The sequence below is a fragment of the Rhizobium sp. P2_G2 genome, from assembly GCF_056403555.1.
The window spans coordinates 78,696-95,777 of the sequence record NZ_JBFUFF010000022.1 but is presented as its reverse complement, the minus strand read 5'-3'; the positions used below and the strand labels follow the sequence as shown (position 1 = coordinate 95,777).

Annotated in this window: 15 protein-coding genes and 1 pseudogene; 5 read left to right on the top strand and 11 right to left on the bottom strand. The window is 60.6% G+C overall.

Annotated elements, in window-relative coordinates:
- Nucleotides 1-145: pseudogene (locus tag AC1D06_RS17865) on the top strand (IS256 family transposase); the annotation flags it as partial.
- 486 nt (nt 146-631) lie between these two features.
- Nucleotides 632-2,569, top strand: coding sequence for a methyl-accepting chemotaxis protein (locus tag AC1D06_RS17860; protein ID WP_477987273.1), 1,938 nt, complete (start codon nt 632-634; stop codon nt 2,567-2,569).
- A 51-nt stretch (nt 2,570-2,620) separates the two neighbouring features.
- On the opposite strand, the gene AC1D06_RS17855 is transcribed toward AC1D06_RS17860, so the two are convergent.
- Nucleotides 2,621-4,519: an ABC transporter ATP-binding protein gene (locus AC1D06_RS17855; RefSeq protein ID WP_477987271.1), complete on the bottom strand. Its 1,899-nt coding sequence runs from the start codon at nt 4,517-4,519 to the stop codon at nt 2,621-2,623.
- A 19-nt stretch (nt 4,520-4,538) separates the two neighbouring features.
- A complete protein-coding gene (locus AC1D06_RS17850; protein ID WP_477987270.1) occupies nt 4,539-6,392 on the bottom strand; it encodes an ABC transporter ATP-binding protein in 1,854 nt (617 codons plus the stop codon).
- Nucleotides 6,393-6,649: 257 nt separating this feature from the next.
- Here AC1D06_RS17850 and AC1D06_RS17845 point away from each other — a divergent pair, with 257 nt between their 5' ends.
- The 3 genes from AC1D06_RS17845 (at nt 6,650) to AC1D06_RS17835 (ending at nt 8,931) form a co-directional block, all read left to right on the top strand.
- Nucleotides 6,650-6,901, top strand: a complete 252-nt coding sequence (locus AC1D06_RS17845) for a hypothetical protein (RefSeq protein WP_477987269.1) — start codon at nt 6,650-6,652, stop codon at nt 6,899-6,901.
- A complete protein-coding gene (locus AC1D06_RS17840) occupies nt 6,888-7,721 on the top strand; it encodes a hypothetical protein (RefSeq protein WP_477880667.1) in 834 nt (277 codons plus the stop codon). Before AC1D06_RS17845 ends, AC1D06_RS17840 begins: the two co-directional genes overlap by 14 nt.
- A gap of 325 nt (nt 7,722-8,046) precedes the next feature.
- Nucleotides 8,047-8,931 carry an MBL fold metallo-hydrolase gene (locus AC1D06_RS17835; protein WP_477987268.1) on the top strand — a complete coding sequence of 295 codons (885 nt, stop codon included), beginning with the start codon at nt 8,047-8,049 and terminating at the stop codon, nt 8,929-8,931.
- 101 nt (nt 8,932-9,032) lie between these two features.
- On the opposite strand, the gene AC1D06_RS17830 is transcribed toward AC1D06_RS17835, so the two are convergent.
- The 9 genes from AC1D06_RS17830 to AC1D06_RS17790 form a co-directional block, all read right to left on the bottom strand.
- The gene (locus AC1D06_RS17830) at nt 9,033-9,344 is read right to left on the bottom strand and encodes an addiction module antidote protein (RefSeq protein ID WP_477987267.1); all 312 of its coding nucleotides are present in this window, start codon (nt 9,342-9,344) and stop codon (nt 9,033-9,035) included.
- The gene (locus tag AC1D06_RS17825) at nt 9,341-9,547 is read right to left on the bottom strand and encodes a hypothetical protein (protein ID WP_477987265.1); all 207 of its coding nucleotides are present in this window, start codon (nt 9,545-9,547) and stop codon (nt 9,341-9,343) included. The genes AC1D06_RS17830 and AC1D06_RS17825 overlap by 4 nt, the downstream gene beginning before the upstream one ends.
- Nucleotides 9,548-9,675: 128 nt before the next feature.
- The gene (locus tag AC1D06_RS17820; RefSeq protein WP_477987264.1) at nt 9,676-10,446 is read right to left on the bottom strand and encodes an enoyl-CoA hydratase/isomerase family protein; all 771 of its coding nucleotides are present in this window, start codon (nt 10,444-10,446) and stop codon (nt 9,676-9,678) included.
- Between the two features lie 11 nt (nt 10,447-10,457).
- Nucleotides 10,458-11,594 (bottom strand): extracellular solute-binding protein, encoded by a 1,137-nt coding sequence (locus AC1D06_RS17815; RefSeq protein WP_477987263.1) that lies wholly within the window; start codon nt 11,592-11,594, stop codon nt 10,458-10,460.
- A gap of 2 nt (nt 11,595-11,596) precedes the next feature.
- Entirely contained in the window at nt 11,597-12,790 is a 1,194-nt protein-coding gene (locus AC1D06_RS17810; protein WP_477987262.1) for a CaiB/BaiF CoA transferase family protein, read from the bottom strand.
- A 24-nt stretch (nt 12,791-12,814) separates the two neighbouring features.
- Complete coding sequence (locus AC1D06_RS17805; protein ID WP_477987260.1) at nt 12,815-13,570, bottom strand: SDR family NAD(P)-dependent oxidoreductase; 756 nt, start codon at nt 13,568-13,570, stop codon at nt 12,815-12,817.
- Nucleotides 13,567-14,748: an aldose 1-epimerase family protein gene (locus tag AC1D06_RS17800; protein WP_477987259.1), complete on the bottom strand. Its 1,182-nt coding sequence runs from the start codon at nt 14,746-14,748 to the stop codon at nt 13,567-13,569. The genes AC1D06_RS17805 and AC1D06_RS17800 overlap by 4 nt, the downstream gene beginning before the upstream one ends.
- Nucleotides 14,749-15,048: 300 nt before the next feature.
- Nucleotides 15,049-15,963, bottom strand: coding sequence for a sugar phosphate isomerase/epimerase family protein (locus AC1D06_RS17795; protein ID WP_477987258.1), 915 nt, complete (start codon nt 15,961-15,963; stop codon nt 15,049-15,051).
- Between the two features lie 26 nt (nt 15,964-15,989).
- Nucleotides 15,990-17,078, bottom strand: a complete 1,089-nt coding sequence (locus AC1D06_RS17790; protein WP_477880647.1) for a Gfo/Idh/MocA family protein — start codon at nt 17,076-17,078, stop codon at nt 15,990-15,992.
- Nucleotides 17,079-17,082 lie beyond the last annotated feature (4 nt).

Here is a 17,082-nt window from a genome sequence, read left to right as displayed (position 1 = left end):
CGATGCCATCGTCAGGCTCGTCGGTGCACTGCTGCTCGAACAGAACGACGAATGGGCTGTTCAGCGATCCCGTTACATGACCCTTGAGACCATCGCACAAATGAGCGATGATCCGTTAATCAGCCTGCCCGCTGCGGCTCGCTGACCCATTCCCGGCTCAGCCGGAAAGCACGGCGATCACAAAGCCGAGCTACACCACTCCCAGAGACGCGATCCTGCCAAGGCGTTGAAAATAGCTGGCGAAGCTCCTGCTATCGCGCCGCCCGGGCCGATATCCTGGCGACTGCAGGGCGGGAATCAGCTCCGCTTGTTCGACCAATTCGACTGTCGGAGAAGCGCTCAGCTTCACACCGACAGCGCGGTCACAGACTGCAATGCGTTTGGCTGCCGTCGGACGTGAAGAGTAAAGCAAGCCATCATCGGCGAAAGAATCATAGTCTGCTTCGCTGGGCTTCCGGCTCTCGCGATGCGCCCCGGCGCACCGATCCAGCATGCGAATCCGTCGTTTGATCCATCCGGGACCTCGTCGATGGCCACGCGCCCGAAACGCGGATAGGCAAAATCATTAAATTGTTTTCGTTATAAACCTTCATACCAATCCGCGTGGTGTCGGATTCCAGGAGGTCCTTCAATGCGCCGTCCAAACATAAAGTCCAGTCTGCTGGTGATATTTTGTGGTGTAGCCGTTCTTTTCGGTCTCATCGCATATCTCGCAATCGATGGTCTCAGAAAAACAAACGGCTCCACCGAAGAGATCGCCAATCATTGGCTGCCGAGTGCGCAGGCTTCGCGCTTCATCAACTTCAGCATGGCGAATTTGCGCGTCGCTTACCGCGATCACATCATTGCACAGTCGGAAGCGGACAAAAAAATCCGCGAAGAGGCCATCGTAAAGGCAGAGGATACACTGCGCAATGCGATAGATGCCTACGCCTCGCTCGCGTCGTCGGATCGGGAGCGTGAATTGATCAATGGGATCAAAGCAAGCGTCCAAGGTTATATCGGCTGCGCTCCGCAACTCCTCGCCCTGTCGCATGCCAACAAAACCGGAGAAGCCGGAAAATACCTCGGCGGGGAGATGCGCTCGTTTTCAGACAAGCTGAAAGAGCTCACGATGGCCTTGGTGGACCTGAACGTCGAGGGCAGCAAAGAGGCTGATCAGCTCAGCAGGACGACCTACGCCTCCGTGGAGTTCGATCTGTTTGTCGCGATTGGCATTGCTGGCTTGGTCGTTCTCGGCGCAATTGCCTTCGTGCTGAAGAGCATTGCCAATCCCATCAGCCTGATTACCGCTGCCATGCGGCGACTTGCTGAAGGAGACAGCAGCTCTGATATTCCATTTGCCGGCCGCGCCGACGAAATCGGATCGATGGCGGCAGCGGTAGAGGTTTTTCGTCAAGCCGCAATCGCAAATAAGCGGATGGAAATGGAAGCGGAGAACAGCCGGAAGCAGGCAGACGCCGATCGCGCCGCCACCCAGCAACAGGCAGAGGCCGATGCGACCGAACGCCTGCGAATTGCCACTTCGGGCTTCGCCGGGGGTTTAAGGCAGCTGGCTGCCGGCGATCTCGCCTTTCAGCTCACTGAGGCCTTCGCTCCCGATTTCGAGGCGCTGCGCCACGACTTCAACCAATCCATCACGCAACTCGGCACGGCACTCGGGGCGATTTCCGAAAGCATCACCACGATGGATGATGGGACGCGGGAAATTTCCTCGGGCGCGAGCGATCTGTCGAAGCGCACCGAACAACAGGCAGCATCGCTTGAAGAGACGGCTGCTGCCCTGGAAGAGATAACTGCGAATGTCTCGAACTCCAGCAAGCGAACCGAAGAAGCACGGATCGTCGCCACCGAGGCGAACCGGAGCGCCGTCAAATCCGCGGAAGTGGTTGCGCATGCCGAAGAGGCCATGGGTCGCATCGAGAGCTCGTCGCAACAGATCTCCAATATTATCGGCGTGATCGATGAAATCGCATTCCAAACCAATTTGCTCGCCCTGAATGCCGGCGTGGAAGCGGCACGTGCCGGCGAGGCAGGCAAGGGTTTCGCCGTCGTCGCCCAGGAAGTCCGCGAGCTTGCTCAACGCTCCGCCACCGCGGCCAAGGAGATAAAGGGGCTGATCCAGAATTCCTCGAAGGAAGTGGAAAGCGGCGTCAAACTGGTGCGCGATACCGGCGAAGCCCTGAAGTCGATCGGCACATTCATTGCCCAGATCAACCAGCATATGGATTCGATTGCGACATCTGCGAAAGAGCAGTCCGTCGGGCTGGGCGAAGTCAATATTGCCATCAACCAGATGGACCAGACGACACAGCAGAACGCAGCCATGGTGGAACAGTCGACTGCGGCGGCCGCCTCACTGGCGCAAGAGGCTCAAAAGCTTCGCGAGCTTGTCGGCCAGTTCAAGCTCGAAGTCTCGGCGTCCAAGCCGTCGGCAGCGCTTCGCACCATGGCGAGAACGATGGCCAACAGCTCAGCCCGCCCACCCTTGCAGTCGGCTGCGCCGCGTCGCGCACCAGCCGTGCAGGGAAATACAGCGATCGCCAAGGACAGTTGGGAAGAGTTTTAAACGCCAAACGTCTATCTGACGCTGTTCTGACGGCGCGCGCTCGCAGCGCCGTCAGGTCGCCGACACCCCAGCCGCCGTCCCTTCCAATATGTCGGCCGGGATATCATCGAAGGACGCGTAGTTCATGTTGTAGAGCTTGGCATAGAGCTTGCGGTTCTTCATCAACTGCGCATGGTTGCCGCTTTCGATCAGCTCGCCGTTCTGCAACACGATGATGCGGTCGGCTTCGCGGATCGTTGCCAGCCGATGGGCGATCACCAGTCCGGTGCGGTTTTCAAGCAGCTTGACCAGCGCCTTCTGGATCAGCATTTCCGTATAGCTGTCGATATTTGCTGTCGCCTCGTCGAGGACGAGAATTTTTGCATCGGCGACCAGTGCGCGGGCGAAGCTCAGGAGCTGCCGCTGGCCGAGCGAGAGATTGCCGCCGCGCTCGCCAAGCATGCTGTCATAGCCCTCGGGCAGGCGCATGATGAAGTCATGCGCGCCGACCGCCTTGGCCGCCTCGATCACCTGATCGCGCGTCGCATCCGCCTTGTGGTAACGGATATTCTCGAACACTGTGCCGGTGAACAGGAACGGCTCCTGCAGCACCATGGCGATCTGCTCGCCGAGCGAATCCTGGGTGACGTCGCGCACGTCATGTCCGCCGACCAGGACCTGGCCCTGCTGCACATCGTAGAAACGGTGGATCAGCGACATGCAGCTCGACTTGCCCGAGCCCGTCGGCCCGACAAGTGCCACCGTTTCTCCCGGATTCACCCGAAAACCGACATGCTTGAGGATCGGATGTGCGGGGTCGTAGCCGAAGACGACATCCTTGAACTCGACGGAGCCGTCCATGTCGCGCGACAGCGGCTTGGCATCCGGCGCATCCTTGACGCTGATCGGCACATCCAGCACTTCGGTCAGCCGATGGCCCGAGGCCATGGCGCGCTGCATCACCGAATATTGCAACGTCAGCGACCGGATCGGGTCGAAGAAGCGCTGGATATAGAACAGGAAGGCGACCAGAACGCCGACGTCGAGCGCCTGTCCGAGGACGCGGGCGCCGCCGATGACGATCACCAGCGCCATGGCGACGCCAGTCAGCGTGTCGACGATCGGCACCATGACCTGCGCATAGCGCGCCGCTGTCAGATGAGCGCGAAGATTGGCATGCGCCTTGTCGTCATAGAGAGTGAAGTTGACCTCCTGCCGTTGCATGCTCTGCACCGCGCGGACGCCATGAATGGCCTCCGCCAATGCGCCATTGGCGACGGAATTGGTCTCGTGTGCTGCCATGAACGATTTGCGCGCCAGGGGTAGCCAGAACAGGCGGACGACGAACAGGACCGGCAGCACGGAGAGAGTCAAAAGCCCGAGCTTGAAGTCGAGCGACAGCATGACGAAGACGATGCCGATCAGCAGCGTGATGTCGCCGACCGATAGCACCGAAGTCTCGAGGAATTCCTGCATCGAATTGACGTCGCCCTGCAGCCGTGACATCAGCCGGCCGGCCTCGGTCTTGTCCATGAAGGACAGCGATACGCGCTGGAGATGCGCAAACATCGCCTTGCGGATATCGAACAGTACCTCTTCGGCAACGCCGCCAACCAGCGTTTCCTGGGCATAGCTTGCGGCATAATTGATCAGGATCGCCACCCCAAAGGCTATCGCCGCATAGGTCAGTGTTCTGTGGTCGCCCCCCGGCCGCATGCCGTGGTCGATCGCATAGCGGATGATCAGTGGGATCAGGAGCTGCATCGCCGTGAAGGTGAGCACGGCGACCACCGACCAGGCCACCTGTCGCCTGTAGGGGCTGACGAAAGCCCAGATGCGCTTGACGATATTGCTGTCGAACGCGTTGCCGAATATCTCCTCTTCGATGCGGTGCGAGCCGACCACCGCGCGAGGCGGGCGGCGGCCGTCCTCGCGGACATCGCTGCGTTCGGTTTCCTGTTCCTCGGCCATGCTGTTTTCTTCCTTTGCCTCAGGCGCTCAAGGCGTCGTCGCCGGGCCGCACCTGCAGATCGTAAAGCGCCCGGTAGCGGCCGCCGGCGGCCAGCAATTCATCATGTGTTCCGCGCTCGACAATGCGGCCATCCTCGACGAACAGGATCTGGTCGGCATGCATCAGCGAACTCAGCCGATGGGCGACGATGATCGTCACGCGGTCGGCGGCATATTTGCGCATCGCGGCGCGGATGCGTTGTTCGGTGGCCGCGTCGATCGCCGCCGTCGAATCGTCGAACACCATCACTGCCGGTTTCAGCATCAGAGCGCGCGCGATCGACAGGCGCTGGCGCTGGCCGCCGGAGAGCGACACGCCGCGCTCGCCGACCACGGTGCCATAGCCGGTCGGCAGGCCAAGAACATAGTTGTGCAGCTGGGCGCTTTCGCTGGCGCGCTCGATGCGCGGCTCCTTCGCCCAGGGGTCGCCATAGGCGATGTTGTTCTCGATCGTGGTGGTGAACAGGAAGGAGTCCTGCTGCACCACGGCGACCGACCGACGCAACGACTTCAGCGTCACGTCGCGGATATCCTGCCCGTCGATGGTGATCCGGCCACCGGTGGCGTCGTAGAAACGCGGGATCAGATGCGCGATGGTCGACTTGCCGCTGCCGGGTGGGCCGACAATGCCGATCGTCTCGCCTCGCCGTGCCTCGAAGCTCAGGTCTTTCAGCACCGCGCGTTGGTCGGCGCTCGGATAGGCGAAGTCGACATGCTCGAACCGGAGAGTCCCCTCCCCGATCTTCAGATCGTTGGCATCCGGTGCATCGCGGACGGCGATTTCGAGATCGAGCAGATTGAAGAGGCGTGTGCCGCAGGTCGAGGCGCGGGCGAAAGCATTGACCATCAGCCCGAGTTGCCGCACCGGCATCTGCAGGATGGTCATGAAGGTCAGGAATGAGGCCAAGGTGCCGACGGTGATCTCGCCCGCCACGACCTTACCGCCGCCGACCCAGACCACCAGACCCATGGCTGCGAAGAAGGAGAAGGTCATGGCGCTGGTATTGGCAACGCGGATGCCGACGCGGTCATGCGCCAGCGATAGCGCGTGTTTCGACGCCGCCTCGAATTTTTCAAGTTCGTGAGCCTGTGCGGCAAAGGCGCGGACGACGCGGATGCCGCCGAGATTTTCTTCCATCACCCGGGTCAGCACCGAGAGCCGTTCCTGCAGGTCGAGCCAGGTGGCGCGCAGCCGGAGCTGGGTGATGGATGACCGCCAGGCGACGAAGGGCACGAAGCTCAGCGCCAGCAAGCCGAGCACCAGGTCGGTGGACAACAGCATATAGGCGCCGATGCCGATCAGGATGGAGAGCAGGATCGTCCGGACCAGCGCGGTGGAGAAATACATCCGCACACCTTCGAGATCGAGCAGTCCCACCGTGATCAGGTCGCCGGAATGCACGGTGTCGTGAAAGCTGAAGGACAGCCGCTGGATCTTCTCATAACAGGCGAGCCTGAGCTCGTAGCCGATATGGTGGCCGACCGCCTCGCTGTAATAGTTCTGCACCATGGTGAACAGGCCGCGCAGCACGCTCGCGCCGAGCAGCAGCAGCGCCGTGGTCAGCAACGCGGCCTCAGCTGCCTGCCCCGCCGCGCCGCCGGCTATCACGCCCTGCGTCTGGTCGACGGCATGGCCGAGGAGCCGCGGGATCATCAGCTGGAAAGTTGAGGCGACCAGCGTGGCGCCGATGGCGAAACCCGACTGCCAGGGGTGGCGGAAGGCCATGACGGTGATTCTGACCAGCGTATAGAGGCCCCTGCCCCAGCCCGCTGCATGGACATGCGCACGCGAAGCCGAATGCCTCGCCGCGCGAACTGACGTATCGCTGCTCACGCTGTGATTCCAATGGTGTGTATGTTTGCAACATGATCCGGAAAGACGACGATTCCGTGTTCAACAGCGCCCAATTCGTATATTTGTCAATTTTATCCTGGCTAAATTCTTAGATTGTATTTGGATGAAAATACTATCCATGAGGGAAATGTCTGGCGAGTTGGCTTGGTTGATTGTTGGTGGGCTGTTGTGGTGAATGGGACGTGCAAAACGCGGTTCTAGCGAACGGAGGTGTTCTCACTATCGGCGGCAGGCCAATGGTCCCGGCGATAGTGAAATGGTGCGGTATCGATAGCAGCGATTTACGCGAAATGGGGTTCGGGGTCCACGTGCCTTTTGCAGACACATTCTGCAGTGACGGGCATGAGCATGAGATGCTGGACAGCGAGAAGATTGTTCTCAAAATGCTCCAATTCCGCTACGACCGGCCGATTGAGGATGAACCGCCATCCGGATCGGCCGGAGCAACCGCAACGCCGTTGGAGACGTTCAGCCGTGAACTTGATTAGTACCAGCATCGTAGCCGACCGCATCTTAGACTGCCTGGCGCGATATCGCTTTCTCACCATGGCGCAGCTGCTCGATACCGTAGCCGGGGATCAACAGACCGTGCAGTTTCGCCTGGGCGAGCTGGTAACGGCCGGATATGTCATGCGGCAAGAATTCCGCCTCGGACCGACCGCGGACCGTCTGCCCGATATACACTGGCTTTCCAGGTCCGGCGCTCGCCTGATTGAGGACGCGACCGGGGAGCCGGTGACGGTTCCAGACAGCAGCAAGCTCTCGGTGGCGCATATCGCACACCACACGTTGACGGTTTCCACGCTGATAGCGGCCGACGCCTGGGCGCGGCAAACGGGGCAGGCCGTGCCAGAGTTCCGGACCGGCATGGAATCTTCCCGCACGCGCCTTCAGCTCCTCGACAGAACGCCGAACGCAGACGCCGTTCTCGACATGCGTGACCCCGCCGGAAACCGCCGTGTCTACATCGTCGAAGTGTTTTGCAGCCAAGACAGCGAGAGCGGCTCGATGCACCCGATTGAGCAGCTCGAATCTTATGTGTTGAATGCTATGGGCAACACATTGGATGAAGCGGTAGGCGTCGAACAAGGGGGGAAGCCAGCGCGGGTTCTTGTGGTTTGTGATACCTTTGCCCTGCGCAACAGGATTATCAGCACACTGCCGACGCGGCCGGGACTGCCCCCAGTCGAATTTCGCACTTGGGGCAAGTTTCTATTCAAAACGCCAGACGAGCTGAAGGAATTCGGACGGGGGTGGTGGAAGGTGGACGGCAGTTTGGCAGATTTGCCAATCTTGGAGCGCATATGAAGCCCGTAAACGCGTTTTCACAGCTCTGATATTCAAACGGGCACCAACGAGCCTTGAAAAATAACTCCCTGCGCTGCTCTGTCGGTTCTTGCGCAGCTACGAACAACAACTGAACCGCCATTTGTCGAGAGTGCGCCTGTTTGACTCATAGCATGGAGACTATGAAGCTCATTGCCTCTGCCCTGACCGTCGCTGACGTCACAGGGATTTTCACAATCAAGTGAGTAGGATGGCGGGGCCGAACCCGCTGTGATATCTAGCTTTTCGTAGTTTCATAAGTTTATCGCAACACATCTGGCTCCCTCGATCGAAAGGACGAACCCGTATGTCCGCGTTCAAGCCCTCTCTCGCCCTTGCCGCAGCCCTTGGTTTTCTCGCTTTCCAGGGCATAGCCTACGCCCAGATGCCGGCGCAGCAGCCGGAAGCCAAGGCTTTCAAGGTCGGCGCGCTCGATCTCGTTTCCCTGCATGATGCGCAGTTCACCCCGGCCAATGATGGCAAGACCTTTGGTGTCGGTCAGAAGCCGGAAGCCGTGGCCGATCTGCTGAAGGCCGCCGGCGAGCCGACCAATGTGGTGACGCTGAGCGTCGATGCGCTGCTGGTCAAGTCCGACAAACGGGTCGTGCTGATCGATACCGGTATCGGTGGCGCCCTGCAGCAGAGCCTCGCCCTTTCCGGCACCAAGCCGGAAGCGGTGACGGATATCCTGATCACCCATTCGCATCCCGACCATGTCGGCGGCCTTGTCAAGGATGGTAAGCTCGCTTTCCCGAACGCCACGATCCGCATGTCGCGCGCCGAGTGGAAATATCTTCAGGGCCAGAGCAACATGGCCGATCTGGTCAAGGCGATTTCGGGCAAGGTCGAGCCGTTCAAAGCCGGCGCGGAAGTGGTGCCCGGCATCGCCTCGGTCGCGTTGCCTGGCCACACGCCGGGCCATGTCGGCTACCAGATCGTTTCGGGCAAGGAGAAGCTGATCGACATCGGCGACACCGTGCATAGCTCGGTCATTTCGCTCGCCGAGCCGAAATGGGACGTTGCCTTCGATGGTGATCACGCGAAGGCGGAAAAGAGCCGGCTGAAGATCCTGAATCAACTGGCGAAAAGCCGGGAAATGGTGTTCACGCCGCATTTCCCTTTCCCGGGCGTCGGCCATGTCGAGGCTGACAGCGACCATTTCCGCTGGGCACCGACGCTGACGGCACAGTGAGCTGAAGAGCGGGTGGGTAAGCCGCTTCACTCAACGAACGCATGAATGCGATGAGGCCCGATCAAAATGGGTCTTATCGGTGCGCCGACAGCACGCTGTGCTCAGGTTTCCTCGTGCGTCGGCGCAACTGTGAGTTTGAGGCCCAAAGCGGCCAGCATTTTGCTGACAGTTGCCATTTGCGGGTTACCATTTCTCGACAAAGCCTTATAGAGATTGGCCCTGCCGAGGTCCGCTTGCTCAGCGACCGCGCTGACGCCGCCCTCCTGAGCCTTTGCCACATGACGCAGGCCCTCTTGGAACAGCTTCATGTCGCCGCTTTCAAGGAATTCCGCCAAATAGAGAGCGGCGTTCCCGGGATCGCGCAGCAATTCGTCACGTGAGCTGAAATCAAACGGTCTGCCGAGATGGGTCATGATTTTAGCCTCCTGTTTGCTTCCTCAAGATATTCCTGCGCCTTGGCGATGGCCCTATCTTGATCGTGTTTTGTTGAACCTGCCAGCAACAGCACGAGCTTCCCATCCACCCTTGCCTTGTTGTCCTTGATGCCGTCGTACCAATCCTGAAACGGCGACTTTCCGTCCGCCGTTTCAAAAGCGATGACTTCAAACTGGCTCATGATATTGTGTCTCTCATAAGAGACACAATATCATGAGTTTTTTCTGGAGACAGATAGACATTGCTACCATGAGCCAGCAATTCCAAGTGAGGTCGCCGGTCAGAATTTGGCGAGAGGGATGAAGGGCCTTACCGCCGCCGGAACACCGGCTGGCGCTTTTCCTTGAACGCCGCCCTGCCCTCGGCCGCATCGGCTGTCGCAAAGCAGATCGTCTGCAGATCGCGCTCGTATTCGATCGCCTTTTCCAGCGGCATGGCGTGTGCGGCCTTGAGGTTGGCCTTGGCCGTCTCGGCCGCAATGGGCGCGCGCGACGCGATGGTCTTGGCAATCGACCGGGCCTTTTCCATCAGTTCGTCCGCCGGCACGACGTCGCTGACCAGGCCCCAGGCAAGCGCCTTGGCGGCCGGGATCGGGTCGCCGGTCATGATCATCAAAGCGGCATTCGACATGCCGATCGAATGCGCCAGTTGTGCCGCCATACCTCCACCGCCGATCCAGCCGAGCTTGATTTCGGGCGCTGCGAACTGGGCGTTTTCCGAGGCGATGCGGATATCGCAGGAGAGCGACGTCTCCAAGCCACCGCCGAAGGCATAGCCGTTGACGGCACAGATGGTGGGTTTCAGCAGCGCCCGGATGGCGTCGCAATAGTCAGGCCGGTTGCGGAATTCCCAGGGCGTTTCGTAGGTGTCGAGCTCCTTGATGTCGGAACCGGCGCAGAACGCGCGCTCGCCGGCGCCGGTGACGATGACGCAGCGGATCGTGTCGCTGTCATTGCAGGTCCGGACCGCCTCGACGATGGCGTCGGCCATTTCCGGCGTCACGGCATTGAGCTTTTGCGGCCGGTTGAGCGTGATGACGGCGATGTCGTCTTCGATCTCGAAACGGATATCTTCGGTCATGCGACCACTCCTCAAATCTTCGGCAGGCCGGTACGGTAGAGCGTATTGAGTGCCTGCACCGCCTCGCGCGCCGGCAAATGGTTGTCGAAAGCGTCGCGCAGGAAGGCCGACGCCTTGCTCTGGAAGGCAATATAGCCGTCGAAGCGTGGCCGGACATAGGCCGCTTCCAGCGTATCGGCCGTGTCGGCGTAGAAATTGCCCCAGCGTTCGTTGACCGCAGGATAATGCCAGGCCCAGCGGCGCGACGGCTGGCCGTCATGGCTGGGGATGAAATTCGTCTGCGCATCCTCGCCCATCAGCCAGAGCAGGTGCTGCTTGAGTTCCGGCGTGATCTCACAGCGCTTGGAAATGCCGATGCCGGTGCCGCCTAGCGTCGAGCCTGGCCGGCCGCCATGCGTGTCGCGCAGTGCATTGCGGAAGGCGACGCGATGGCCGTTTTCCGGGGCGGAATAATTCACATAGCCGTAGATCAGCGGGCAGAGCGCCACGTCATCATTTCTTGCCATGTGGCCGAGAATGCCGATCGGGTTGAGCGCCCTGACACCCATCGGGCTCTTGTTGGCGAGCCGCTGCATCAGTTCGAAGACGCGGATGCCGGTGTCCTCGGTAATCAGATTGACATTGCCCTCCGGCCCTGCGTCTTCCCCGAAGGCAGCGCAGATCGACAGGAAACTCAGGGCGGCATGCGGGCCGGCGAGCGACAGCGCCACTTTGCCGGTGGAGGCCGACAGGTCCTCGACCTCATCCCACGTTTCCGGCGCCTCGCCCTCGATCAGATCAGGTCGTGTCGCCATCACCTGTGTCGCAGCATCGAGTGGTAGCGCCCAGTGTGCGCCGGCATAGCGATAGCTTTTCAAGCAAGGGCCGATCGTGGCGCGGCCGATCTCTTCCAGCATGTCGATGCCGAACACTTCCTCCAGCGGCCGCAGGCAGGCCTGCGCCACCGCCTCGCCGACATGCGGGTGGTCGAGCACGACGAGATCATAGCGGGCGCAGAGGTCGGCGATCGGGTGGGATTCGAAGCCTTCGAGCGACTGCTTGTCCCAGGCGATGCCGACCAGCCCCTCGGCCCGCGCCTTATCCGAGGCGGCGGCAAGCGCATTGTAACCACGTGGGTGGTCCCAGGTCAGAGCTTTGTATTGCCGCATGATTACGCCTTCAGCACGCCGACGGCGCCCGATGCCTGGAGTTTCTCGATCGCCGCTTTGTCATAGCCCGCCTCGTGCAGGATATCGACGGTGTGCTCGCCGGTCTGCGGCGCGCCGCGATCGACGGTCGAAGGCGTCTTGGAGAACTTGATCGGGAAGCCCGGCGTCTTCACATGGCCTTCGGTCGGATGGTCATATTCGACGAAAGTGCCGTTGTGGACGATCTGCGGGTCCTTGACCAGATCGGCATAACCGTAGACCGGACCGCACCAGATGTCAGCGGTCCGCAGCGCTGCGAGCCATTCAGCCGTGCTCTTGGTCTTGATCTTGTCACGGGTCTTGGCAAAAATCTCGTCGCGCTTGGTCCAGGTGTCGACCTCGTCGTTCATGGTGAGGAAGCTGTCCTCGCCGATGACCTCGCCCAGCGTCTTGAGCTTGGGGAAGGCAATGATGATAAAGCCGTCGGTGGTAGCAAAGGCGCCATAGGGTGCGCGGATGAAGACATGCGCGTGCGGCTCGGCCGAGCGCTTCTGCTGTTTACCGCCGACCGTATGCACGGACAGTTCCTGCATCTGGATCGTGGTGATCGCATCGAGCATGTTGACCTGCACGAGCTGGCCTTCGCCAGTGCGCTCGCGATGCAACAGTGCTGCCAGTACGCCTTCGAAGGCGGTGTAGGCGGTAATGGCATCGACCAAATACTGGCCGGCGGCTGTCGGTGGCTCGCCTTCGCGTCCGGCCGAGAGCATGGCGCCGGACAGGCCCTGCAGCACCAGATCCTGGCCCGGCCAGTTCATATAGGGGCCGGATTCGCCGTAACCCGACATCGAGACATAGATGATCTTCGGGTTGATTTTGCTAAGCGATTCATAGTCGACACCGAGCCGCTGGGCGACGCCGGGGCGGTAATTCTGCAGGAACACATCGGCAGTCTTGACGAGGTCGAGCAGCACCTGCTTGCCCTCGGGATTCTTCAGGTCGATGGCCAGCGACCGCTTGTTGCGGTTGAGCGACAGGAAGGAGACGTTGACCTTGTTGCCGGTGGCCCCGCCGGCGGCGACATGGCGCTGCCATTCGCCGGTCACGGGCTCGACCTTGACCACATCGGCGCCGAGATCGCCCAGGCGCTGCGCGGCAAACGGCCCGGCCATGGCGATCGAGCAATCCAGCACGCGATAGCCAGTCAGAATTCCCATAATCTTCGTCCTTGTTTCAAAAATTCAATGCATGATCCAGCCGCCGTCGACATTCAGCGTCTGGCCGGTAATGAAGCGGGCGTTGTCGGAGGCGAGGAACATCAGCGCATTGGCGATGTCGGCCGGACTGCCGCGGAATTTGACCGCCTGATGGTCGAGCACATGTTTGGTGTAGCCTTCCGGGTCCGGATGGATCTTTTCGGCATCGGTCGGAAAGGCACCCGGCGAGACCGCATTGGCGGTGATGCCGAAGGGGCCGAATTCCCGCGCCCAGGCGCGCGCCAGACCCACAAGCGCACCTTTCGACTGGACGTAGGGTGCCAGCAGCGCCCAGCCACCGTAGAAGGTGACGCTGGCGATGTTGATGATCCGGCCCCAATTGTTCGTCTTCATATGCGGCAGCGCCGCCTGCACGCAGACAATGCCGGCATCGACATTGATGCGCTGCACCGCTTGGTGCTCCTCGACGGTGAATTCCTCGAAAGGCTTGGCCGGATAGATGGCCGCATTGTTGATCACCACGTCGAAACCGCCGAACGAGGCCTGGATTTCGGCGAGCTTGACCTTGAGGCCTGTAAGATCGGAGAGATCGAAATCGACGATCAGCAGCTTTTCCGCATGATGGGCCTTCGCAGCGTCCGCCAGCGCCTGCATCTTGGCCTGGTCGCGGTCGATGACGACGACGCGGGCGCCGGCATCGAGGAAATGCATGGTGGTTTCGAGCCCCAGGCCACCGGCGCCGCCGGTGTAGAGGATCGTCTTGCCGGTCATGTCGATCATGCCCTGCCTCCGATCGGCAGATGCTTGCCCGACGGCTCGGGATAATCCTCTTGCGGCTGGGAGGACAGTGCGCGGATGCGTTTCTCTTCCCGGGCGATATCTTCCTTGCTGCCGAGGATACGGAAGGTGGTGTCGTAATTGCGCTCGTCGCCATGTTCGAGCCAGATCAGTTCGCCGTGCTCGTCGGCATATTTCTTGCCGAGCACATGGTTGGTCGAGGGCTCGATTCCGAGCGCGTATTGGCCCGACTGCAGGTTCTGCCATTCATACATGCAGGGAAACTGTTCCTTGTGGGTGATGACTTCGAAGCCGATTCCCAGCGCGTCATTGACCAGCATGACCGGCACTTCGCCATTGGCTTCGGTCGCCATTTCGTGCTGCCAGACCTGTTCGTGGAAATTGAGCTGCGGCTTCGGCATGGTGCCATAGCCGGCACCCTGCTTCTTGTAGTCGGCGCCGGCATGGGCTGCCCAGACCACGTCCTTGATCGGCGCGACATAGCGCGAGCCTTCGGCCAGCACCGGATGGCCGACATTGATGTGGTAGCAGAACATATGCGGCGTGCGGTAGAAGCCGCGATTGATGACCCGGTCGGAAATCTTGATGTCGTTGCTGCCCGCCTTGATCTCTATGCGGCGGATCATTTCCAGATGCTCGCCGAATACCGTGCCCTGCATCACCGAGCCCTCGGCCCAGAGAAACAGCTCGTCGCCTTCCCAGCGTTCGCCATAGCCGTTGAGGGTAGCGGGGATCGTCGCGACCCGGCCATGCAGCGAATGGTTGACCGTCTTGCGCGGTCCATAGACGAAATGGCCGGCCGGTTCGTCATACATGAAGAGGATATGGTCGAGGCCGCAGGTGATCATCAGGCCGGAGAAGGCGCGCATCCAGGCAAGACCGCCCTCGCCTTCATATTCGAGCAGGCCCGGATGCTTGAAACCGGACGGCGAATTCCAGCCGATCGCCATGCCGCGATAGTCGCATTCGGCAATGTCGAAGGCACGGTCGATGAGCACGGTGAACCGGAGCCCGGTGCCGCTCCTGAATTCCAGCATGCGGATGCCGCGCTCGACCCCGTCGCCGAGCGTCATCAGCCGCACGCCGGCAAATTGCGAAAACGATCCCGCATGGGCCGCAAGATCACGCCGCGATCTCTGGCCACCGTATAATTCCACCATGTCTCAACTTCCTTGTGAACCTGTTGTCCAGGCGGACGGCCAGATTGGCGTCCGGCCGTCCAGTATTTTATTCCATTTGACGGCTTCACAAAGGCACCCCCCTCTGCCCTGCCGGGCATCTCCCCCTCAAGGGGGGAGATTGGATGGGGCACTGTCGCGCCTCAAACTACCGTCCAATTCTGCTCCAAACCTTGGCTCAGCATATGATTGTGGCACCAAGCATGCCACTGCCAATCTCCCCCCTTGAGGGGGAGATGTCCGGCAGGACAGAGGGGGGTATCACAAACTCCCCCGCTACCCTTAGAGCCCGTTCGCCCGCAGCTTGCCGTCCAAAAACTGCTTGGCGCGCGGCACGTCCGACTCTTCAAGGTGCTCGATGATCACAGGGATGTTCGGATGCTTCCTCGACAAGAGCTTCAGATAAAGATCATAGTTCAGCGAGCCCAGCCCCGGAGCCGGCAGCTCGATTTCGCCGACGCCGCGGAACGTATGGCTTTCGGACGCGTCCGCATCACCGATATCGGCATGCTTCTCGGTCTTGTCTGTGCCGGAGCGCTTGACGTCCTTGGCATGGCCGATCTTGATCTTGTCCTGCAGCGTGTCGAACACCTGGTGCAGGATCTTGTCCATGTCGTCGATATTGTGGGTCTCGAAATAGTTGGTCGGGTCCATCAGCAGGCCGAGACCGGGATGATCAACTTGGGCGAACATCTTGACCGTCTCTTCGACCGAGCCGACGACATTGTTGACATAGGTTTCGAGCAGGAACATCGCGCCGTGGTCATAGGCGAACTGCGAGAGGTCGGCGATGACCTTGCGGCATTCCTCGAAACCCTCTTCCGTCTTGTTCTTCGGGTGGTGTACCCAGTCGGATTCGGTGTTGTAGGTGCCGGTTTCGGAGATCACATAGGGCGTGCCGAGATATTGGGCGTGCTTGATGATTTCCTTGAGGTAGCCGACGCGGCGGGCGCGCTCTTCCTTGTCCGGATGGATGATGTTGGTATAGCCGGAAATGCAGCAGATCGGCAGGTTGTGGTCGCGGAACGTGTCGCGGATCGTCTTGCACTTCTCCGGCGTGATCTGGCCGGCGCTGAGGTCGATATCCCTAAAGTGCATGTCGAGCTGGACGGTGTTGAAGTTCAGCCCGCGGATCTTTTCGGCGGTTTCCTTCAGCGTGTAGGGGAAATAGGCGGTGAAAATACCAGTCTGCATCATGGCGGTAATCCTCCCTTTATGATGTCTCAGATTGCGATTTCGGAAAGTTTGATGGCCCGGCCCTCGTCCATGGAGCGATAGCCCGCTTCGACGAGCGCCATGGTCTTGACGTTGTCGGCGACGTTGAGCACCGGTGTCGTGCCGCTTTTGACGGCATATTGCAGCTGCTCCATCACGCCGATGAAGGCATGCGGGAACCACATCGTCTCCCAGGTCGGCGTCACCCATTTGCCGCCCGTGGTTTTCTTCGAAGCGTAGGTGAGCGTCGAGGCGGCACCGTTCGGCCAGCCGATCGAGCCATGCGCCACGCCATCGGTGCCCTCGACGCGCCAGTGGATATAGAACTCGCTATCGAAGCCTTCCTCGCGCGGGCCGGCCCAGACGTCTTCCATCGACACGGCCAGCACGTTGCCGGGAAACTTGATAGTCGAGACGGTGATGCCGTCCTTGTGCTTGAACTTTGTGCGCGGATCGGTGCGGGTGGCGCAGTAGATTTCTTCGGGATCGCCGAACAGGAAGCGCAGCACGTCGAGATGATGGACGCTCATGTTCGACAGCGTCAGCCGGTCGAATTCTTCGAGGAATGTCTGCCAGTGCGGGATCGCGCGCATGTCGATCGTTGCCATGACGATATCGCCGAGCTCGCCCTTGTCGAGGATCTGCTTCAGCACCTGCATCGACTGGTCGTAGCGCATGTTCTGGTTGACCGACAGGATCTTGCCGGCGGCCTTGGCTTCGTCGCGCAGCTTCCTGGCTTCGTCGAGCGACAGCGCCAGCGGCTTCTGCGCCAGGATAGCCTTGATGTGCGGCTCCTTCAGCGCAGCGCGGATCAAAGCCGGCTGCTGGTCCGGCGGGAAAGCCAGGTCGACGATGTCGACATTGGTGTCCTTGATCAGTTCTTCCGGCGTGTCGTGGACCTTCGGGATGCCCCAGCGCACGGCCACCTTGGCGGCATTGGCCCTGGTGCGCGAGGCGATCGCCACGACCGGGAAACCTGCTTCCTTATAGGCGGCGAGATGGCACTCGGCCATGATCATGCCGGCGCCGATGGCACCGATCCTGTATTCCCTGACCCGGACGTCGACATCCGGCTTGAAACCCTTGGCGTCTGCCATGTTC